The sequence below is a fragment of the Streptomyces sp. NPDC015345 genome (genome assembly GCF_043078805.1).
In the GTDB taxonomy this organism is placed as follows: Bacteria; Actinomycetota; Actinomycetes; order Streptomycetales; family Streptomycetaceae; genus Streptomyces.
Window position 1 is genome coordinate 477,637 of record NZ_JBIBTX010000001.1, and the last position, 20,138, is coordinate 497,774.

Here is a 20,138-nt window from a genome sequence, read left to right on the forward strand (position 1 = left end):
GCGAATGTAACGGCCATCACGGCCCGTGGATGCGGCTTCCTCCGCTGTTCATCCGATCGTGTGAGGAACCCGGGCCCGAGTTGCCTGCTGAGGTGGCCCGTACAGTGGCAGGGGCGCGATATGTGCACGGTGAATGTTCAGGGAGGCACCTGCCGTGAGTGAGTTTCGGTTCGTCCATATGGGCTTCGGCCCGGACGCCGTGGAGTACCAGGAGGCATGGGACGAGCAGCGCCGCGTGCACGCGGCCCGCTTCGCCGACGAGGTGCCCGACACCTGCCTGCTCGTGGAGCATCCGCCGGTCTACACCGCGGGCCGGCGCACCGAGGACAGCGAGCGCCCGCTGGACGGCACGCCCGTGATCGACGTGGACCGCGGCGGCAAGATCACCTGGCACGGTCCGGGCCAGCTGGTGGGCTATCCGATCCAGAAGCTGCCGCGCCCGGTGGACGTCGTAGCACATGTGCGGCGTCTGGAGGAGGCTCTTATCCGTACGTGTGCGGAGTTCGGCCTGGAGACCTCGCGCGTCGAGGGCCGCAGCGGCGTATGGGTCCTCGGGGATCCGGTGGAGGAGCGTCCGGCGCTCGGCGGGCTCTCCCTGGACTTCGACCCGCGCCTGACGGACGACGAGTTCGACGCCCGGTTCAACGGTCCGGAGTACGCGCCGTCCAACGCGGGCCAGCGCCGCGAGGACCGCAAGATCGCCGCGATCGGCATCCGCGTCGCCAAGGGCGTGACGATGCACGGCTTCTCGCTGAACGTGAACCCGGACAACACCTGGTTCGACCGGATCATCCCGTGCGGCATCCGCGACGCGGGCGTCACCTCCCTGGCGTACGAGCTGGACCGCGAGATCACCATCGCCGACGTCCTGCCCGTCGCGGAGCGGCATCTGCGGGACGTACTGGAGAACGCGGAGCTGAAGCCGCGCGTCGTGGAACGGCAGGCGGAGAAGCAGGCTGAACCCGCCGGAGCCTGAGGGAATGCTCTCCTCTGGCCAGAGGTTGGCCGGAAGTAAGTCCCGCGAAATAACGGGCGTACTCTGGTGTGCGCCGAAGAATCGAAGCTACAGGGAGCCGATGTGTCCGCAGTCGCACCCGACGGACGCAAGATGCTGCGCCTGGAGGTCCGGAACGCCCAGACCCCCATCGAGCGCAAGCCCGAGTGGATCAAGACCCGGGCGAAAATGGGCCCCGAGTACAACGCCCTGCAGAAACTCGTCAAGAGCGAGGGTCTGCACACGGTCTGCCAGGAGGCGGGCTGTCCGAACATCTACGAGTGCTGGGAAGACCGCGAGGCCACGTTCCTCATCGGCGGCGACCAGTGCACGCGGCGCTGTGACTTCTGCCAGATCGACACCGGCAAGCCACAGGCCCTCGACCGCGACGAGCCGCGCCGCGTCGGCGAGTCCGTCGTCACGATGGACCTGAACTACGCGACGATCACCGGCGTTGCCCGCGACGACCTTCAGGACGGCGGCGCCTGGCTGTACGCCGAGACGGTGCGCCAGATCCACGCCATGACGGCGGAGCGCGCCGAGGGCTACACCAAGGTCGAGCTGCTCATCCCCGACTTCAACGCCGACCCCGACCAGCTGGCCGAGGTCTTCTCCTCGCGCCCCGAGGTCCTCGGGCACAACGTGGAGACGGTGCCGCGCATCTTCAAGCGGATCCGCCCCGGCTTCCGCTTCGAGCGCTCGCTGGAGGTCATCACGCGGGCCCGCGAGGCCGGCCTGGTCACCAAGTCCAACCTCATCCTCGGCATGGGCGAGGAGCGCGCGGAGATCAGCGAGGCGCTGCACGCCCTGCACGAGGCGGGCTGCGAGCTGATCACGATCACGCAGTACCTGCGCCCGACCCCGCGGCACCACCCCGTGGAGCGCTGGGTCAAGCCGGCGGAGTTCGTGGAGCTGAAGGAGGAGGCCGAGGAGATCGGCTTCTCCGGCGTCATGTCGGGCCCGCTGGTCCGCTCCTCGTACCGCGCCGGGCGCCTGTACCAGATGGCGATCGAGAAGCGCGGGGCGTACGTGGCCTCGCAGGCGGTGTGAGACCGGCACACGCCGGTCGCGCGGGCACTGTGTGAATCCGCGCACAAGGAGCTACTGACTGGTAGAACCCGCAACGACGCGGTTCGTGCGATCCCCGCAGGTGAAGGGGGTCGTACGGACCGCGTCAGTGTTTTGGGGCATGGCGTCGCGGGGCGTCAAGGTTTCATCGGCGTTTGACCACTCAGTCACGCCCTGGTAACACCAATCAGTGACCCTGGAGTCACCGCACGTACAGCCTTACCCCCAGCATTTGCCCCACCCTTACCCATAGCGCTCACCCCCGAGCCGCTTCCCCAGGAGGGCCCCATCATGCAGGCCGCGCCCGTACGCGCCACCGCCATCCCGTCCGTCACCGACGCCCTGCGTGCCGTCGAGTCGCTGCTGATGAGCGGCGGCCAGCGCACCGCACGCCGCAACGCCTGGACTTCCGTGCTCGAGGACCGGCGTCGCGCCAAGGACCGGGTCGAGGCGCTGCGGGTCTTCGAGGAGGGCGTGGCAACCCGCACGTCGTAGTCGCGCCCGGGGCCACGTAGACTTCACGACATGGCGAGGAAGGAAACCACCGCGGCGGATGCGGCCGCGGAGCCAGGGCGACTCAAGCAGATCGCTCTGACCTACAAGATGACCCGACGGGCCGACTCCAAAATCGGCCTCGTCATCGCGGCTGTGGGAATCGTCACCTTTGGTGTCTTCCTCGCGATCGGCTTCTTGATCGGTCACCCGGTCTATCTGGGCATTCTCGGCTTCCTGCTCGCCTTCCTCGCGATGGCGATCGTCTTCGGACGCAGGGCCGAGCGTGCCGCCTTCGGACAGATGGAGGGCCAGCCCGGAGCGGCGGCCGCGGTGCTCGACAAGATCGGCCGCGGGTGGACGACGACCCCTGCGGTCGCGATGAACCGCAGTCAGGACGTGGTGCACCGCACCGTCGGCAAGGCCGGCATCGTCCTGGTGGCCGAGGGCAACCCGAACCGGGTGAAGGGCCTGCTGGCCGCCGAGAAGAAGAAGATGGCGCGCATCGTGTCCGACGTCCCGGTGCACGACGTCATCGTCGGCACCACCGACGACACGGTCTCCCTGAAGAAGCTGCGCACGACGCTGCTGAAGCTGCCGCGGGTGCTCACGGGCCCGCAGGTGACGGCCACGAATGACCGCCTGCGGGCGATGGGGGACCTTATGTCCAATATGCCCCTCCCGAAGGGCCCGATGCCCAAGGGCATGCGGATGCCGCGCGGCGGCCCGAAGGCGCGGTAGTTCTTCCCGTGCGGTAGCGCTCCGCGCCGGCACGCCCCTTCCACCTACGACGATGAAGGCCCCGGAACCGATCGGTTCCGGGGCCTTCATCGTCGTAGGCCGGTTCTCGTACTCGTTCCGGTCAGATCCTGACCTGCACGGCGCGGGCGAGGCGGTCGTGGAGGCCTCGGCCGTCGCGGTCCCAGATCAGGGCGGGGAGGGCGACGCACAGCAGGACGCTGCGGGCCAGCACCCAGCCGATGCCGAGCCGCCCGCCGCCCTCGGCGACGACGCGCAGCCGGAACAGGGCCTTGCCGGGCGTGCAGCCGACCGTGCCGACGGTGAGCACGCTCATCACGAAGAAGATGCCGAGGGCCCAGTTGCCCATGGCCTGTTGGTCACCACGGGCGAACAGACCGTATGCGATCACCATGCACAGGCCCCAGTCCACGGCGATGGCACCGATGCGGCGGCCGGGGCGCGCGATCGATCCCGGCCCCTCCTCCGGCAGGCCGAGCTGCTCGCCCCGGTACCCGAAGTCGACTCCGGCGTCCTCCGCGGCCGCGCGCGGGCCGGACAGCCACGATCCGATTACTTGCCTGTTGTCCACCCGTCCACGGTACTGCGGCCGGTCCCGGACGGGACCGGGGCACCCCCCTTCGCCGCCGGGCCGGTTAACTTCGGCGAAACAAATGGGTCATGCTTGAGAAATCCCCCGTCCCTATGGTCGGGTCCCAGCGTGTGCCACCGCACTGGCCGCACCACGAGCTGCAACCCCGTCCCGCCCCGGGCGGGAGTAGGAGGAGTTGGATGTTGTTCCAGAACGCCGACGACGCGAAGAAGTACATCGCGGACGAGGACGTCAAGTTCATCGACGTCCGCTTCTGCGACCTGCCCGGTGTCATGCAGCACTTCACGATCCCGGCGGCGGCGTTCGACCCGGACGAGGAGCTGGCCTTCGACGGATCGTCGATCCGTGGCTTCCAGGCCATCCACGAGTCGGACATGGCGCTGCGCGCCGACCTGTCGACGGCTCGCGTGGACCCCTTCCGCCGCGACAAGACCGTCAACATCAACTTCTTCATCCACGACCCGATCACGGGCGAGCAGTACAGCCGTGACCCGCGGAACGTCGCGAAGAAGGCCGAGGCGTACCTGGCCTCGACCGGCATCGCCGACACCGCGTACTTCGGCCCCGAGGCGGAGTTCTACGTCTTCGACAACGTCCGCTTCCAGACGTCGGCGAACGAGAGCTTCTACCACATCGACTCCGAGGCCGGCGCCTGGAACACGGGTGCGGTCGAGAACAACCGCGGCTACAAGGTCCGCTACAAGGGCGGTTACTTCCCGGCCCCGCCGGTCGACCACTTCGCCGACCTGCGCGCCGAGATCTCCCTCGAACTCGACAAGAACGGCCTCCAGGTCGAGCGCCAGCACCACGAGGTGGGCACGGCGGGCCAGGCCGAGATCAACTACAAGTTCAACACGCTGCTGGCCGCGGCCGACGACCTGATGCTCTTCAAGTACATCGTGAAGAACGTCGCCTGGCGCAACGAGAAGACCGCGACCTTCATGCCGAAGCCGATCTTCGGCGACAACGGCTCGGGCATGCACGTCCACCAGTCGCTGTGGTCGAACGGCGTCCCGCTCTTCTACGACGAGCAGGGTTACGCGGGCCTCTCCGACACCGCGCGCTACTACATCGGCGGCATCCTCAAGCACGCGCCGTCGCTGCTGGCCTTCACCAACCCGACGGTGAACTCCTACCACCGCCTGGTCCCCGGCTTCGAGGCCCCGGTCAACCTGGTCTACTCGCAGCGCAACCGCTCCGCGGCCATGCGTATCCCGATCACGGGCTCGAACCCGAAGGCCAAGCGCGTCGAGTTCCGCGCGCCGGACCCGTCCTCGAACCCGTACCTCGCCTTCTCCGCTCTGCTCCTGGCGGGCCTCGACGGCGTCAAGAACAAGATCGAGCCGGCCGAGCCGATCGACAAGGACCTCTACGAGCTCGCCCCCGAGGAGCACGCGGGCGTCCCCCAGGTCCCGACCTCCCTCCCCGCGGTCCTCGACGCCCTGGAGGCGGACAACGAGTACCTCCAGGCGGGCGGCGTCTTCACGTCCGACCTGATCGAGACGTGGATCGACTACAAGCGGACGAACGAGATCGCGCCGATTCAGCTGCGGCCGCATCCGCATGAGTTTGAGCTGTACTTCGACATCTAAAGATCAGGTCCGGGCGACCGGGGCGGGATGCTTGTATTCGCCTCCTTGTGCACCGCGTGTGCACCGCTCGGCCGATTCCCTGACGCAGCGTCAGCAACAGTGAGGCCGCCACTCCCCGCCGGGATGGCGGCCTCACTCGTTCACGGCATGGCCCCCGCCCGAGGCTTGCGGACTACGAGCGGGACGGAATCCACGACCAAGGATGAGCCGAAGACCATTGCCTTGACATCCACTTTGCTGTCGGCTCTACGCAAGCAGAAGGAACGGGCACGCATGGTAATGGTGGAGGATCTGCTCGGCATACCTGGAATGGGAAGAGGACAGGGGGCTACGCCGCGGATGGCTCGGGAATGCGCCAGGTGATCTGGAAGCGCTCGGCGTCGGGCAGCCCGAGCGGACCCACAGGGCTGATCTGTTTGATCATGTAGCCGAAGACCATGTGGTGTGCTTCCTCCGAGACCTCGTCCCAGGTGTCGGGGGTCACGATCATCAGCTCGCGCAACAGGCTCGGGTCCGACTCGTTCTCCAGCATTTCCGCGCGATCGTCGCGATCCATCGTCTCGTCGGCGCGCATGGCCCGGATCGACTCCGCGAGGAGGTTCGGCTCGTCGGCAAGGCGGCGGAGGATTTCCCGGCAGCCGTACTGGAAGGCCGCGAACGCCTCCATCGCCTTCCTGTCAGGATTGCTGTAGCCGTAGGGTGCGCCCTCCTCCGCGCCGACATAGTCACCCTTCAGCAGGTGCAGCAGGACCCGCAGCGCGTGTTCCGCCCCCTGCTCCTCGATGAGCCGCGCCATCCCATGGACCCATTGGTCCTCCGGTATCAGCGGCTCGTGAGGGGCGGCGAGCGAAGGGTGGATCTCGATGGCGCTGAACGGGTTGATCAGCATCCCCATGACCAGTTCCGGCGTCCACTTGCCGTCCTCGCCTCCCCAGCCGCCGTTGACCAGTTCCTGGAACGACTTCAGCGCGCCCGACTCTCCCTCACCGATGGCGCGCCACAGCGGCAGGAACCTGGCCGTCTCGGCCTCCTCGTCCCGGGGCGGGCTGCACTGTCCGGCCAGGACCAGGACGATGTCATGGACGGTCTCCCAGCGCGGCACCCGCAATCCGTTGACGGCGGAGCGCACGGTCTCATGGCTGGCTGACGACAGCTGATCCTCACGACCGCCGATGAGTGTGCTCACCTTCCGGAAGCTCAACTTGCCTGCCGCCCGGTGTAGTTCTTGCAGCGCCTCGACCAACTCCCGGTGCGGGCCCGGTGGCAGGGGCGAGGCAGTGGTGGCGGTGGCCAAGGGGTCCTCCTGAGCGCGGTGTCAAGTTCTGCCAACACCGTAGAAGGCGCAGGCCAGGGGCGAGTCAGTATTCGTCAAGTTCGCCGGTACGCCGCCAAACCGTGACTCACGGCCGATCCACGAGGTGAGCATGGAGACGGCGCCGAAGGAGCGCCACCGCCAAAGGAGTCGCCGCGCATGCACATCCCTGCCTACGCCCATGACACGATCCGTGCCGCCGTACTGGCCGGCGTCCCCACATCACGGCAGGCGGGCGGTCTGGAGTGTCGTCTTTGCAGCAGGCCGTTCGGCCCGGACCTCGCCGCCATACCACTCGGGCCGACCCCGACAGCCGGCCTTTCCGGCTGCCGTCCTTGCCTGAGCCGCCTGATCACCCGCGCCCGGCGGGACCGGGACGCCGCGCTGACCCACGACGCCGAGCGGGCTCGGGCGGAGTTCGCGGCCTGGACGCCGGTACGTGAACATCATCTCGCCCGGCTGGACAGTGTGCGGCAGGCCGCCGAGGCCGTGGCGGGGCTGGCCCGGGGTGATGAGATCGAGGCCCTTCGTGTCGCCTGGCTGCTGATCTCGCTGGAGTCCGCGTACACCTGGGTCCCTGACACACCGGAGGCACCCGCTTCCGTGGACCCTGGCGACCCGGATGTCTCCGAGCTGAAGGACGAGGCCTTCCGGCTCGACCTCGCCATGATCACCGCGCGGGAGGCGGTAGCGGAACGGCTTGCCTATCACCTGGTCAACGAGGCCCAGCCCGATGAGCCGGAGATGTGCGGGGAGCTCGAATGCCCGGAGGGCTGCTCGGGACGCCATGACTCCTCGGAGATCGACTGTGGGCCGGACGCCGTATTCGAGGATCTGGCGGAGCACGAGATCATCGTGGAGGACCCGGGGCCCGGGCCCCTGTCACCTCGGCTCGCAGCGCTCCTGGGGAAGGCCGGACCGGCGGAACAGGAGAGATCTTCGCCGCTCACGGGCATCGAGGAGCATGCCCCCGCTGTCCTGGCCCACTGCGGTATCGACGCGGACGATATCGACGTCCTGGTGAGCGCGGCGGCGGTCGGTCTGGTCGACGACGCCTGGCGTGAGGGGCCGCTGGACGCGATCCACGCGGCGGACGGCGGACCGAGCGACGGGGAGATCTTCGCGCAGAGCGTCGATCTGTACCGCAGGGCTCGCGCCGCGCTGGTGGCCGCGCGGGACGACCGGCCCGAGAAACTGCTCGCCTTCGCGGCCGTCGCCTCGGATGTGGACCTTCCGTGGGCCGGCGGCTCACGCTTCGCGCTGCGGACCGTACAGGAAGACGTAACGGAGTTCGTCCGGCACGTCGACAACCGGGTCTGGTTCACCTCGGAGGTGATGCGGGAGCAGGGCTGGCGTGCGGGACTGCTGCACCGAGCCGTCTCGGCCGCTGTCAAAGCTCCCGACCACTTCGGAATGCCCGGCTGGCCCGACACCGTCGGCTCGGCGATGGAACGCCTTGCCGTGCTGGACCGGTCGGGCGCACCCGAGTCGCTGGCCGACCTCGTGGCGGCGGAGACCGCGTTGCTCGAAGCGCCGGACCGGCTGGGGGCGGACGCCCTCGACTGGCTCTGCCGCCAGGGCCTGTTCTGCTAGCGAGCTCTCGCCAAGACGTCGGAAGTCAGAGGCCACGCCATGAAGTGGGACGAAGTGACCCTTGTGATCCTCGCCGCGTTCGGCTGCGTCACGCTCCTGCTGACCCAGATCAGTGAGGTGCTGTCGAGGCTGCCGCAGATCATCCGCGCCTGGCGGCAAGTGCGGCGGGAGCTGAGCGGTGAGACGGACCGTGATGGCCCGACACCGCCCGATCGGTGACAGTGGAGGTACGTGCGTGCAGGTATGTGCACGCACGTATGGCTGTGATGTGAGTGAAGGGAGAGACGCGTGGTGCTGCGGGCGGCTCTGGAACCGAGTGGGCAGGGATGGGTGCAGGCCGGGGAGTTCGGCGTGGCCTTTCTGTTGTCCGGGGTCATCGGGCTGGAGCGGGAGATCCGGCAGAAGGCCGCGGGGCTGCGGACGTACACCATCGTCGGGGTCGGGGCCGCGCTGTTCACGCTCGTGAGCAAGTATGGGTTCAGCGATGTCCTGCATACGGGGACCGTCTCCCTGGATCCGTCCCGCATGGCCGCGCAGATCGTCTCGGGGCTCGGCTTCATCGGGGCGGGCGTCATCTTCGTGCAGCGCGGCTCGGTGCAGGGCCTCACCACCGCGGCGACCATCTGGCTCACCGCCGCCGTGGGTTCGGCGGCCGCCGCGGGGCTGCCGCTGCTCGCGGTCCTCGCGACCGCCGCCTACTTCCTCGTCTCCTACGGGGTACGACCCCTCGCCCACCGGCTGCCCGCGCTGAGATCGGTGCCCGCCGGTTACCGGATCACCTATCTGTGGCGTCCTCGGCTGCTGCATGAACTCCTCGCGCAGTGCGAGGCCGCCGGGTTCGTCGTCGACGGGCTGCGGACGGTCTCCACGGGCGACGCCGAGCACACGGCCGAGGTGCTCATCTCCGTCGTGGGACGCGGGGACCTCGGAGCGCTGACCGTTCGGTTCGCCGATGTGCCCGGCGTGGTGGCCTGCCGACGCGACGACTCCCGGGACGAGTGAGGGCATGTCGGAGCGGCTCAGTGCAGGTCGAGCGGCACCGCCCGGTAGTGCGTAGTCAGGCGGCCCGTCTCGTCCAGGACATGGAAAGCCACCGCCGGCGGCAAGTCCCGGTGTACGTGATGGGCCGCGTCCGTCTGGGGTTCCCAGGGGAGGCGGAGGGTCGAGACGACGCCGGGGGCCACCAGGAGCGGGCGGTCCGCGAAGGTCGTTGCCGCGGGGGTGTGGGCGTGGCCCGCCAGGAATGCCGTGATGTTGGGGTGGCGGGCCGTCAGGGCGGCCAGGCGGGTCTCGTCGAACTGGCGGATCTCGTCGACGTACGGCGTGTGCAGGGTGGTCGGCGGGTGGTGGAAGGCGATCAGTGCCGGTACATCCGCCGGGGCCGCCGCCAGGGTGTTCGTCAGCCAGGTCAGGGTCTCGTCGGCCAGCCTGCCGTGGTCCTCGCCGGGGACCGAGGTGTCGCAGAGGGCGAGAGTGAAGCGGGGCGTCGTGCGGGAGTGGTTGACGGGGGCCGTGCTCGGCGGCTCGCCCAGCAGGTGTGCGCGGAACGCCGCGCGGTCGTCGTGGTTTCCGGGGCAGGTCAGCAGGGGGTGGCGGGTCGCAAGGAGTTCGCGGGCCGCCTCGTACTCCGAAGGGGCCGCGTGGTCGGCTATGTCGCCCGTGACGATGACCGCGTCCAGGTCGTACGGGAGGGTGTTCAGGTACTCCATGACCGCGCGGGTGCGGGCGACGCTGCGGCCGCCGTCCTCCTCGTGCGTATCGATGTGGGTGTCGCTCACGTGGGCGATCACCGCGGTCGTCCGTTCCTGTGGCTGCGCTCGCATGGCTGCGGGCTCCTCCTCGCGTGGTTCACGGTCTTCGGCGTGAACCTACGGCCGCCGGCCGTTCCGCGTTAAGTGCCGGTCGTGCGCGGCTGGACTGGTACCGGGCCTCGCAGGAAGCGGACGGAGGGAGGGTCCTCGCGGGTCACCACCGCCCGTACGCCGTAGACCTCCGCGATGAGTTCCTCCGTGATCACCTCCGTCGGCGTGCCCGCCGCGTACGCCGTGCCGTCCTTCAGGATCAGTACGTGGTCGCAGAACATCGCCGCCAGGTTGAGGTCGTGCAGGGCGATCACGCTGGTGACGGGGAGTTCGGCGACCAGGGAGAGCAGGTCGAGCTGGTGCTGGATGTCGAGGTGGTTGGTGGGCTCGTCCAGGAGGAGTTCGCGGGGCTCCTGGGCCAGGGCGCGGGCTATCTGGACACGTTGGCGTTCGCCGCCGGAGAGCGTGTGCCAGGACTGGGCCGCGCGGTCGGTGAGGCCCGTGTGCGCCAAGGCCTCGCGTACGGCCCGCTCGTCGTGGGGCGTGGGGGCCGACCACGCGCGGCGGTGCGGGATGCGGCCGAGGCGTACGACGTCTCGTACAGTCAACTCGGTTTGCGTGGTGGCGTGTTGCTCGACCACCGCGATACGGCGTGCCACCGTGCGGCGCGGGGTGTCGGGCAGCGGGTGGCCGTCCAGGGTGACCACCCCCGAGGCGGGGGCGAGGACTCCGGCGAGGATCCGCAGGAGTGTGGACTTTCCGGAGCCGTTGGGGCCGAGGAGGCCCACCGTGGCGCCGGGCGGCGGGGCGAGGCTCACGCCGTCGACGACGAGCCGGCCGCCGGCCTCGCGGGTGACCCGGTCGGCGCGCAGACCGCCCCGGGCGTCCGCCGTTACCTCGTACGTCGTCATGTCGCCCTCCGCGTCCGGTACAGCACCACCACGAACGCGGGTACGCCGATGAGTGACGTCACGACGCCCACCGGGACCTCCTGCGGGTCCAGGGCCGTGCGGGCCAGGGTGTCCACCCAGACCAGGAACACCGCGCCGGTGAGTGCCGTGACCGGGAGCAGCCGGGCGTGCCCCGAGCCGGTGAAGGCGCGGGCCGCGTGCGGCAGGACCAGGCCCACGAAGCCGATGGCGCCCGCCGAGCTGACCAGGACGGCGGTCAGCAGCGCCGTCACGCAGAGCAGGACCAGGCGGGTGCGGGCCACCCGTACGCCCAGTGTCGCCGCCGCCTCCTGCCCGAAGGCGAAGGCGTCGAGCGTACGGGCGTGACCGAGGCAGACGAGCAGCACCGCGGCGAGGACCGCCGCGCACAGCCACACGTCCGTCCAGCCCGCCCCGCTGAGCGAGCCGAGCAGCCAGAACAGCACGCCGCGGGTGGTCTCCGCGTCGCCCGCGGTGAGGATGACGAACGATGTCAGCGCGGAGAAGAGCTGCATCGCGGCGACGCCCGACAGTACGACGCGGTCCGTCGTGCCGCCGAGTGTGTGGCTCAGCAGGAGGACGAGCGCGAACGAGCAGAGCGCGCCCACGAAGGCGCCCGCCGAGATCGACAGCGCTCCCCCGCCGACACCGAGGACGACGACCGCGACCGCTCCGGTGGACGCCCCGGACGACACCCCGAGCACGAAGGGGTCCGCGAGGGGGTTGCGGAGCAGGGACTGCATGACCGCGCCGCAGACCGCGAGGCCCGCGCCGCAGACCGCGGCGAGCAGGGTGCGGGGCAGCCGCAGGTTCCAGACGATGCCGTCCCTGATGGGGGTGAGGTGTGCCTCGCCCCAGCCGAGGTGCGCGGCGAGCGCCGAGAACACGTCGGGGACCGAGATGTCGGCGGGGCCGATGGTGACGGCGACCGCCACCGAGAGGACGAGCGCGGCGCCGCCGGCCAGCCACAGCAGCCCATGCCGGACGGGGGCGACCGGGCTCACTTCGCCAGCCCGAACTTCCGCAGGCCGGCGGCCACTTGCTCGATGCCGTCGACCGTGCGGATCGTGGGGTTCATGGCCTGGCCGCTGAGGAGTACGTAGCGCTTCTTCTTGACGGCGGTGAGGTTCTTGGTCGCGGGGTTGGACTCCAGGAACCTGATCTTCGCCGCGGCGCTCTCCGCGGACTGCGACTTGCGGGTGAGGTCACCGATGACGAGGACGTCGGGGTCGCGGTCGGCGACGGTCTCCCAGTTGATCTGGGGCCACTCCTCGCGGGTGTCGTCGAAGACGTTCTTCGCGCCGAGTTCGCGGGTGATGATGCCGGGGGCGCCGCAGCAGCCCGCCATGTACGGGGCGTCGGAGTTGGCGAACCAGTACAGGAGCGAGACACCGGACGCGTCGATGTCCTTCGTGGCCTTCGCGACGCGGCCCTTCAGGTCCGCGATCAGCTTCTCGCCGCGCTTCTCGACGCCGAACACCTCGGCGAGGTCGCGTACCTCGCCGTAGACGGTGTCCATGGTGAGGGTCTTGACGCGTTTGCCGTCGCCGCCGCCGTCGTTGTCCTTGCCCGCGCAGTCGGTGGGCGAGACGTAGACGGGCACGCCGAGTTCGGTGAACTTCGCGCGGTCGGCGACGCCGCCCTTGCCCACGGTGTAGAGGAAGGAGGCGCTGACGAAGTCCGGCTCCTTGGAGAGGACCTTCTCCAGGGCGGGGTAGCGGTCGGCGAGCCGCTCGACCTTCGCGTTCTCCTTCTCCAGGTGCTTCGGGATGGGGTCGGTCCAGGTGCCCGTGCCCGCCATGCGGTCGGCGAGGCCGAGGGAGAGCAGGATCTCCGTGGAGCCCTGGTCGAGGGAGACGGCGCGCTTCGGCGGGGCCTGGACCTCGGCCTCCTTGCCGCAGGAGGCGACCGTGACGGGGTAGCCGTCGGCGCTCTTGCCCGCGGACTTCTGGGCGGAGCCGCCACCGCAGGCGGTGAGCGCGAGCAGTGCGGTACAGAGCACGGCGGACATACGGACTGTCGAGGACACGCGATCCCTTGAGTGTCACGGCTCATACGCGGAGCCTGGTCTGCGTCACGGCCTCCGCCGCCCGGTGTGCGAGCGGAGGCGCCAGCAGGTCTTCGGACTCGGGATCGAACCGGACGGGGCGCCTTCCCAGGCGTCCGAAGACGCCCAGTGGCCGTGGCCCCGCCCGTCCCCCTCACCGCTGCGCGTCAGTTCCGGATTTCCACCGGATTCCCTGGCCCAGGTGTGGGTTTGACTGGCTTGCGCAAGTTATCACGCGTCTTCACCGGCCCGGGCCCGGCCTCGGCTCGCCCCGGTAGGTGCCGAAGGACCAGCGGTTTCCCTCGGGGTCCTGGATGCCGAACTCGCGGCTGCCGTACGGCTTGTCCTCGATGTCGCCGGTGATCTTCACGCCCGCCTCGCGGAGGCGGTGGTACAGGTCGTCCACCCGGTCGGTCACGACATAGGCGCCGGAGGTGCCGGGTTTCCCGCAGGTCTCGGCGGCCGTCCCGGGGTCGTACGAGCCGAGCATGACGCCGCCTCCCTCGGGCCAGTCGAGCTGGGCGTGGACGACGCGGCCGCCGTCCTCGTACACGGCCGTGCGCAGGAAGCCGACGGTGTCGACGAGGAAGTCGATCAGGGCGGGGGCGTCCTGCGCCTGGAGGCATGGCCAGGTCGTGGGGGCGGGGGTGGTGGTGAGCGGCTCGTGCTGTGTGGTGTCAGGCGCGGTATCAGGTGTGGTGTCAGGTGTGGTGTTCATGTCTGCCACTCTTCGCCTCCGGCGTGCGCCCCGGCTTGGATATTCCGGCACTCCTCGGCCAGCCAGCCCGTGGGGCTCACCCCCGTGTACTGCCGGAAGTCCCGTACGAGGTGGGAGTGGTCGTAGTAGCCCGTGTCGGCGGCGACCCGGGCGAGGTCCGGCGGGTCACCCGCCGCGACGGCGCGGGTCACGGCCGCCTTGGCGTGCTGGAAGCGCATCAGGCGCGCGGCCTGCTTGGGGCTCAGGCCGGTCTCGGCGCGGAAGAGGGCGGTCAGGCGGCGCTCGCTGAGGGCGACGTGCCGGGACAGGCCGCCGAGGGTACCGGCGCCGCGGTGCCGGGCGAGCCAGGCCCAGGCCTCGGCGACCTCGGGGCGCACGGCTCCGGCGGGCCGGGCCGCGCGCCGCCTCAGGTAGTCGGCGAGGACGGCGAAGCGGTCCTCCCAGGCGTCCAGGGCGCACAGCCGCTCACGCACCTCGGCGGCGCGCGCGCCGAGGACGTCGGTGCCGCCGACGACGAGCTGTCCGGCGAGCTCACCGGCGGGCAGGCCGAGGAGCGCGCGGGCCGCCAGCGGGTGCACGGCGAGCTGGACGCCCGCCTCGTGCTCGGGCTGGACGACGTAGGCGGGGCTCTGGTGGAGGCCGCCCACGATGATGTCGGTGCGGACCGCGTCGGCGCCGGTCGCCTGGGCGGGCGTACCGCCGGTGGCGATGGCCCCGTCCAGCGAGAAGATCACCGTCAGGTACGGCGAGGGCAGGCCCCGGTGCAGGGCGGGCCGCTGCCCCGCGGTGCGGTAGCCGACCGCGGAGACGACCATGCCGTCGAGCCGGGGAACGGCCCGCACGAACTCACGGGAGCCCATGCGGTCCAGTATGCGACGCCCCGGCCTCCACCGCCGAGGCCTCGCCCCGGGCCGCACGCGCCCGCCGACGCCCCTCTCCGCTACCCGCCACCGCGCCCCCCATGCCCGCCCGCCCCGGTGACTTCGATCATGGGAATCCCGTGGCCGGGCCCATAGCATGGCGCGCCGCTCCGGACGGGGCCGCGCATCGCACTCAGGAACGGCGGGACACGGGAAACATGGCAGTACGAGCCAAGAACAAGCGGGCCCTCATCGGTGGCGTGGGGGCGCTCGTCGCCGCCGCACTCGCGGGCGGCGCGCTGTGGCCCGCCGGTGAGGCGACGGCGGCCGACACCTCGGCCGCCACCGCCCGCGAGCTGTCGCACTGGCCGGAGCCGGTCGCGAAGAAGCTCGGCAAGGTCATCGCCGCGAACGACCACAAGGGCGCGTATGCCGTCTTCGACGCGGACAACACCTCGTACCGCAATGACTTGGAGGAGTCGCTGCTGCCCTTCCTGGAGATGAAGGGCGTGCTGACCCGCAAGACCATGGACCCGTCCCTGAAGGTCATCCCGTTCAAGGACACGGCGACGCACAAGGAGAGCCTCTACAGCTACTACAACCGGCTGTGCGAGGTCGACGACCAGGTCTGCTACCCGTGGGCCGCGCAGATCTTCTCCGGGTTCACGCTGAAGGAGCTCAAGGGGTACGTCGACGAGTTGCTGGCGTACGAGAAGCCGATCCCCGCGGAGTACTACGAGGACGGGAAGGTCACCAGGACCGAGGTGAAGCCGCCCGAGCTGTCGGACGGCATGCGGCAGCTCTACAAGACGCTGCGCGCGCACGGCATCGAGGTGTACGTGGTCAGCGCGGCCAGCGAGGACCTGGTGCGGATGGTCCTCGCCGACCCGAAGTACGGCTACGGCGTGGAGCCGCGGAACGTCATCGGGGTGTCGATGCTGCTCAAGGACCGCGGGACGGGCGCGGTGACCAGTTCCCGCAAGGAGATCGCAGAGGGCCGCTTCGGCGAGAAGGACCGGGCGAAGCTCGCGGGACGCGAGCTGACGCCCAAGCTGTGGGCCCCGCTGACCTGGTACGCGGGCAAGCCGGCCGCGATCAACACGTACATCGACGAGTGGCGCAAGCCGGTCCTCGTCGCCGGTGACACCCCGGTCAGCGACGGCCCGATGCTGTTCCACTCGGCGGACGTGGAGCACGGCGGCGTACGCGTCTGGGTCAACCGCAAGGACGCGTACATGAAGCAGCTCGACGGGATGAAGAAGAAGAACGCCGGGCGGCAGCGCGAGCTGGGCCAGAAGGTGACCGCCGACAAGCGGTGGCTGACGGTCACCCCCGAGCAGATCCGCTAGCCGCCGGGCGGCCGGCCCCGGCCGGGGCGCTCTTCGGCCGCCGTCCACGCCGCCACCTGCTTGGCGAGCGCCCCGCCCGCCTTGGTCCAGGCGAAGTGGTCGAGGCGGGCGCCCGCCTCCCGCGCGGTGTAGTGGCGCCGGGTGAGGCGCGCCCGGGGGACCTTGCCGAGCAGGTGGTCGAGGGCGGTGGCGGGGGCGAGGGTGTCGTGCTCGACGGAGACGGCGAGGACGGGCAGGTCCAGGGCGGCCAGGGCCGCTTCGTAGTCGAGCGCGGAGCCCTTGGGGGCGTAGCGGCCGGTGAGCCCCTGGTGCGCCCAGTCCCGCATGACGCCCTTGGGCTGGTTGCCGCCGAAGCCGAGGCGGGCGCCGGGCCAGCGGCCGAGCGCGGTCGCCGTCGCGGCGATCAGCAGCTCGCCGAGGAGCAGACCGGGGGCGCGCCGCGGGCCGTACGCGCGGAACCAGACGGACCCCGAGGCGACGAGCGCCACGCCGTCGACGTCCGGCCCGGAGCCCAGGGCGGCGTACAGCAGCGCGAGCTGGCCACCCAGGCTGTGGCCGAGGAGGCGCAGGGGCGGCTCGGGGCCCAGCTCGGCCCGGACCGCCGCGAGGACGGCGGGCAGGTCCTCCTCGACGAGCGCGCGGTAGCCGTGGTCGCGGGCGTCCCGGTCGGTGGCACGCGGCGTCGCCTCGCCCTGGCCGCGCAGGTCGGCTGTGATCACGGTGAGGCCCTCGTCGTGCAGGTGGCGCGCGAAGCGGCGGTAGAAGCGGGCGGGGGTGCCCATCGCCGGCAGGACGAGCACCGCGGGGGCCGGGGGCGGCCCCGGTGCCGGTCCCGAACCGGACGGCAGGAAACGCTCGGGCGCGGGGGCGCGCAGGGCGCGCACCGGAACGCGGGCGCCGTCCGGGAGTTCGACGGTCGTCAGGAGCGGCATTTCGCCGACGGGTTCCGGCTGGGTCATGGGCCCAGCATGACCCACCGTACAGGCGGACGCGGAGATTCAGGCGGAAAGACGGCGCGGGGAGACGGCACGGCCCGGGGAGGCCAACTGCCGTCCCCGGGCCGCGCGTTCACTCCCCTCAGCGGCTGTAGCGCATCAGCGCGCGCACCATGTGGCAGGTGATGTCGGAGGGCGGGTGGATGCCGACCTCCTCGGCCATGCCTCGGATCGTGCTGTTCTTCGCCTGGTTCGGCAGGTACACGCCCGACTCGAGCAGGGCGATGGCCAGGCGCATGGCCTTGAGGCGGCGGTTGTGGTTGACGTACCACTCACGCGGGCGCCCGGCGGGCAGCGCCTTCTTCTCCCTCGGTACGTACGGCAGATCGATCAGGACGGGCTTCGGTACGGTCTTGGACACACGCTTCGACGTGAGTGCGGCAGCGGGCACGGGCATCCTCCTGTCGCGGTCGGGACCCCCCGTCGGGCGCCCTCGAACACTACTGTGATTCTACCGCCAGGCACTGACAATCGCCGCTGGCCAGACGCCCTTTGGGGTGTTCGAATACGGTCGCGCCGCGCGCCCTGGTGCGGGTGTTCCGGAGGTAGCGTGTGGGCATGGAGATCTGGATCAACCCCGCCTGTTCGAAGTGCCGCAGCGCCCTGACGCTGCTCGACGCGGAGGGCGCCGACTACACCGTGCGCCGCTACCTCGACGACGTACCGACCGAGGACGAGATCCGCGCCGTCCTCGATCGCCTCGGGCTCGAACCGTGGGACATCACGCGGACCCAGGAGCAGGCCGCCAAGGAGCTGAACCTCAAGGACCGCGAGGCCTGGCCGCGCGACGCCTCGGGCCGCGCGCGCTGGATCAAGGCCCTCGCCGAGCACCCGAAGCTGATCCAGCGCCCCATCCTCACGGCGGACGACGGCACGGCGGTGGTGGCCCGCACGGAGGAGGCGGTGCGCGACGCGCTCTCCCGCTGACTCCCTTCACGCCGCCGTACGGGAGAGGAACTCGGTTATCGCGCGGGCGAGTTCGGCCGGGCGCGCGTGTGGGAGCGCGTGGTGCGAGACGCCGGGCAGGGTCGCCACCGTCGCGTCCGGGAGCAGGGCGGCGGCACGGGAGGCGACCTTGCGGATGTCGTGGGCACGGCTGCGGCCTCCCAGGAGGACCAGCATGGGCGGGCGCAGGGTGCGCAGGGTGGCCGGGGCCGGGCGCGGGCCCATGACCGGCCTGGCGGCGGGGAAGGCGGCGGCGTGCTCCTGGAGCGTCAGCCAGTCGGCGTCGAGCGGGGCGCCGCCGGTCTCCCAGGCGAGGAAGGCGCGCGTCGCCCGCGCCGAGGGACGCAGCAGCGTGGGCAGGGCGCGCAGCAGGTAGCCGGGGCGGAACCCGGCGAAGCACCGCGTGGGGTCGACGAGCACCAGGCGCCGCACGCGGCCGGGCGCGCGCAGGGCGTGGTGGAGGGCGATCCAGGCCCCGTACGAGTGCCCGCCCAGATCGGCCGCCGGTATGTCGAGCCCGTCGAGCAGGGCGTCCAGCCAGGCCGTCAGGTCGGTCACGGTCCGGACCGGCCGCTCGGCCACCGGGATGCTGCGCCCGGGGTCGCCGACCAGGTCGACGGCGAACACCCGGCGCGTGCGGGCGAGTTCGGCGGCGTTGGCGAACCAGCTCAGGCCTGTCGCTCCGCCGCCGGGCAGCAGCACGAGCGGAGCGCCGTCGGCGGGGCCGTGGACGGTGACGTGCGTGTGTCCGTAGGGGGTGGGCACGGTCCGCGTGGTGGTGCCCTCGGGCCACTTGGCGAGGACCGTGTCGTAGGCCGCCTGGAACGCCTCGGGGTCAGCCGGATCAGTCATGGGTGGGTCGGCCTCCTCGTATTATCTCGCTGAGCGAGAGAATATGCGAGGGAGACCATGCCGGACAGCCCGGAAGCGGAGCTGGAGATCGTCCACCTCCTGCGCGCCGTCACCGTCGAACTGAGCCTGCGCACCGCCGACTTCGCCGCGCGCAACGGCATGCACCCCACCGACGTACGCGCCCTGATCTGCCTGATGGACGCGCGGCGGGAGGGCACGGCCATGACGGCGGGACGCCTCGGCGCGGAGCTCGGCCTCCACTCGGCGGGCACGACCGGCCTCATCGACCGCCTGGAGCGGCTCGGCCACGTCCGCCGCGTGCGGGACGCGCGCGACCGGCGCCGGGTGCTGATCGAGATCGACGAGCGGGCGGTGGCGCTCGGGCAGTCCTTCTTCGGCCCTCTCATCGGGCGGACGGTGGAACTGCTCCAGGGGTACGACGAGCAGCAGCGCACCGCGGTCAAGGGGTTCCTGGGCGGGGTGCTCGGCCATGCCCGGGGAGCCGCCGACACCCGGGACGCCGCCGACAGCCCCGAGAGTCGATGACCGCGTACCGATGGGACATATACGGCCAACCGTTACATAGGCCTGCATAACGTTGAAAGCTCCGGAGGGCACAGACAGCCCCGGAAAACGCAGAGCGAGAACAGCGAGAACAGCGAGAACAGCGAGAACACGGAGAGAGGGGCGCGCCATGCGGAGCTGGATGTTCGGGGGCGTATACGGAACGGTCCTCGCGAGCGCGCTGCTGGCGGCGCTGCACTCGGAGGGCGCCCCCTACACGCCCACCTACGACGCGGCCTGGGTCATGGTCACCGCGGGCGCGGCCGCGCTCGCGCACGGCTACGCGCACCACATGGCCACGCACCGCCCCGGCTCGGCCGTCCACCGCTGGCGGCAGCTGGCCGGGGCGCTCCTCGACGAGTGGCCGGTCGTCGTCGCCTGCTGGCCGACCGTGGCCCTGCTGCTCCTCGCCGGCGCCTTCGGCTGGCCCGAGCCGGCCGTCACGTCCACCGGACTGCTGCTGAACGCCGCGCTCCTCTTCGGCTGGGGCGCCTCCGCCGCGCTGCGGGTCGGCTACCGGCGCCGCTCCGCGGTCCTGCTCGGCGGCGCGGACGCGGCGATCGGCCTCGGCATCGCCGCCGCGAACGCGGTCATCAAGTGACGTGAGCCACACCCGGCGCGGGTAACACGGGGTTCACATGAGGGCAACGGCCGGGAAATCGCGGATTGCCAGGC

Annotated in this window: 23 protein-coding genes and 1 riboswitch; of the genes, 12 read left to right on the top strand and 11 right to left on the bottom strand. The window is 70.8% G+C overall.

Features of this window, described 5'->3' with window-relative positions:
* Positions 1–154: 154 nt before the first annotated feature.
* The 4 genes from lipB to ACF062_RS02255 all read left to right on the top strand — a co-directional run bounded on the left by lipB (position 155) and on the right by ACF062_RS02255 (position 3,295).
* A complete protein-coding gene (gene lipB / locus ACF062_RS02240) occupies positions 155–976 on the top strand; it encodes a lipoyl(octanoyl) transferase LipB (protein WP_392134551.1) in 822 nt (273 codons plus the stop codon).
* A gap of 102 nt (positions 977–1,078) precedes the next feature.
* Positions 1,079–2,044: a lipoyl synthase gene (locus ACF062_RS02245; RefSeq protein ID WP_392134554.1), complete on the top strand. Its 966-nt coding sequence runs from the start codon at positions 1,079–1,081 to the stop codon at positions 2,042–2,044.
* Positions 2,045–2,353: 309 nt separating this feature from the next.
* Positions 2,354–2,557: a hypothetical protein gene (locus tag ACF062_RS02250; protein WP_223774226.1), complete on the top strand. Its 204-nt coding sequence runs from the start codon at positions 2,354–2,356 to the stop codon at positions 2,555–2,557.
* A 30-nt stretch (positions 2,558–2,587) separates the two neighbouring features.
* Positions 2,588–3,295: a DUF4191 domain-containing protein gene (locus ACF062_RS02255; RefSeq protein ID WP_392134557.1), complete on the top strand. Its 708-nt coding sequence runs from the start codon at positions 2,588–2,590 to the stop codon at positions 3,293–3,295.
* Between the two features lie 121 nt (positions 3,296–3,416).
* Here the strand turns inward: ACF062_RS02255 and ACF062_RS02260 are convergent, their stop codons facing one another.
* Complete coding sequence (locus tag ACF062_RS02260) at positions 3,417–3,884, bottom strand: RDD family protein (protein ID WP_392134560.1); 468 nt, start codon at positions 3,882–3,884, stop codon at positions 3,417–3,419.
* A gap of 203 nt (positions 3,885–4,087) precedes the next feature.
* Here ACF062_RS02260 and glnA point away from each other — a divergent pair, with 203 nt between their 5' ends.
* A complete protein-coding gene (gene glnA / locus ACF062_RS02265; protein WP_392136434.1) occupies positions 4,088–5,497 on the top strand; it encodes a type I glutamate--ammonia ligase in 1,410 nt (469 codons plus the stop codon).
* Between the two features lie 328 nt (positions 5,498–5,825).
* On the opposite strand, the gene ACF062_RS02270 is transcribed toward glnA, so the two are convergent.
* A complete protein-coding gene (locus ACF062_RS02270; protein WP_356576990.1) occupies positions 5,826–6,791 on the bottom strand; it encodes a hypothetical protein in 966 nt (321 codons plus the stop codon).
* A gap of 177 nt (positions 6,792–6,968) precedes the next feature.
* On the opposite strand from ACF062_RS02270, the gene ACF062_RS02275 reads away from it, so the two are divergent.
* The 3 genes from ACF062_RS02275 to ACF062_RS02285 all read left to right on the top strand — a co-directional run bounded on the left by ACF062_RS02275 (position 6,969) and on the right by ACF062_RS02285 (position 9,404).
* Positions 6,969–8,402, top strand: a complete 1,434-nt coding sequence (locus ACF062_RS02275; RefSeq protein ID WP_392134564.1) for a hypothetical protein — start codon at positions 6,969–6,971, stop codon at positions 8,400–8,402.
* 39 nt (positions 8,403–8,441) lie between these two features.
* On the top strand, positions 8,442–8,621 hold the full coding sequence (locus tag ACF062_RS02280; protein WP_356576994.1) for a hypothetical protein: 180 nt from the start codon (positions 8,442–8,444) through the stop codon (positions 8,619–8,621).
* 132 nt (positions 8,622–8,753) lie between these two features.
* Complete coding sequence (locus tag ACF062_RS02285) at positions 8,754–9,404, top strand: MgtC/SapB family protein (protein WP_356576996.1); 651 nt, start codon at positions 8,754–8,756, stop codon at positions 9,402–9,404.
* A 17-nt stretch (positions 9,405–9,421) separates the two neighbouring features.
* Here the strand turns inward: ACF062_RS02285 and ACF062_RS02290 are convergent, their stop codons facing one another.
* From ACF062_RS02290 to ACF062_RS02315, 6 genes are all read right to left on the bottom strand, one after another.
* Positions 9,422–10,225: a metallophosphoesterase gene (locus ACF062_RS02290; protein WP_392134567.1), complete on the bottom strand. Its 804-nt coding sequence runs from the start codon at positions 10,223–10,225 to the stop codon at positions 9,422–9,424.
* Between the two features lie 68 nt (positions 10,226–10,293).
* Positions 10,294–11,115 (bottom strand): ABC transporter ATP-binding protein, encoded by an 822-nt coding sequence (locus ACF062_RS02295; protein ID WP_392134570.1) that lies wholly within the window; start codon positions 11,113–11,115, stop codon positions 10,294–10,296.
* Positions 11,112–12,137 carry a FecCD family ABC transporter permease gene (locus ACF062_RS02300; RefSeq protein WP_392134572.1) on the bottom strand — a complete coding sequence of 342 codons (1,026 nt, stop codon included), beginning with the start codon at positions 12,135–12,137 and terminating at the stop codon, positions 11,112–11,114. Before ACF062_RS02300 ends, ACF062_RS02295 begins: the two co-directional genes overlap by 4 nt.
* On the bottom strand, positions 12,134–13,144 hold the full coding sequence (locus tag ACF062_RS02305) for an ABC transporter substrate-binding protein (protein WP_392136437.1): 1,011 nt from the start codon (positions 13,142–13,144) through the stop codon (positions 12,134–12,136). Before ACF062_RS02305 ends, ACF062_RS02300 begins: the two co-directional genes overlap by 4 nt.
* Positions 13,145–13,227: 83 nt before the next feature.
* Positions 13,228–13,414: riboswitch (cobalamin riboswitch) on the bottom strand.
* A 7-nt stretch (positions 13,415–13,421) separates the two neighbouring features.
* Positions 13,422–13,898: a VOC family protein gene (locus ACF062_RS02310; RefSeq protein ID WP_392134575.1), complete on the bottom strand. Its 477-nt coding sequence runs from the start codon at positions 13,896–13,898 to the stop codon at positions 13,422–13,424.
* Complete coding sequence (locus tag ACF062_RS02315; RefSeq protein WP_392134577.1) at positions 13,895–14,758, bottom strand: helix-turn-helix domain-containing protein; 864 nt, start codon at positions 14,756–14,758, stop codon at positions 13,895–13,897. The genes ACF062_RS02310 and ACF062_RS02315 overlap by 4 nt, the downstream gene beginning before the upstream one ends.
* Positions 14,759–14,976: 218 nt before the next feature.
* Between ACF062_RS02315 and ACF062_RS02320 the strand changes: the two genes are divergently transcribed.
* Complete coding sequence (locus tag ACF062_RS02320; protein ID WP_392134579.1) at positions 14,977–16,107, top strand: haloacid dehalogenase-like hydrolase; 1,131 nt, start codon at positions 14,977–14,979, stop codon at positions 16,105–16,107.
* Here ACF062_RS02320 and ACF062_RS02325 read toward each other — a convergent pair.
* The gene (locus ACF062_RS02325; protein ID WP_392134582.1) at positions 16,104–17,066 is read right to left on the bottom strand and encodes an alpha/beta fold hydrolase; all 963 of its coding nucleotides are present in this window, start codon (positions 17,064–17,066) and stop codon (positions 16,104–16,106) included. The two genes, ACF062_RS02320 and ACF062_RS02325, sit on opposite strands and share 4 nt — an antisense overlap.
* Before the next feature lie 118 nt (positions 17,067–17,184).
* A complete protein-coding gene (locus tag ACF062_RS02330) occupies positions 17,185–17,493 on the bottom strand; it encodes a hypothetical protein (RefSeq protein WP_392134585.1) in 309 nt (102 codons plus the stop codon).
* Positions 17,494–17,660: 167 nt separating this feature from the next.
* Between ACF062_RS02330 and ACF062_RS02335 the strand changes: the two genes are divergently transcribed.
* Entirely contained in the window at positions 17,661–18,029 is a 369-nt protein-coding gene (locus tag ACF062_RS02335) for an arsenate reductase family protein (RefSeq protein WP_392134588.1), read from the top strand.
* Between the two features lie 6 nt (positions 18,030–18,035).
* Here ACF062_RS02335 and ACF062_RS02340 read toward each other — a convergent pair whose 3' ends face one another.
* Positions 18,036–18,899: an alpha/beta fold hydrolase gene (locus ACF062_RS02340; RefSeq protein ID WP_392134591.1), complete on the bottom strand. Its 864-nt coding sequence runs from the start codon at positions 18,897–18,899 to the stop codon at positions 18,036–18,038.
* Positions 18,900–18,956: 57 nt separating this feature from the next.
* Here ACF062_RS02340 and ACF062_RS02345 point away from each other — a divergent pair, with 57 nt between their 5' ends.
* Together ACF062_RS02345 and ACF062_RS02350 are read left to right on the top strand one after the other, a co-directional pair.
* A complete protein-coding gene (locus ACF062_RS02345) occupies positions 18,957–19,445 on the top strand; it encodes a MarR family transcriptional regulator (protein ID WP_392134593.1) in 489 nt (162 codons plus the stop codon).
* A 148-nt stretch (positions 19,446–19,593) separates the two neighbouring features.
* Complete coding sequence (locus tag ACF062_RS02350) at positions 19,594–20,064, top strand: hypothetical protein (protein ID WP_392134596.1); 471 nt, start codon at positions 19,594–19,596, stop codon at positions 20,062–20,064.
* The last annotated feature ends 74 nt before the right edge of the window (positions 20,065–20,138 follow it).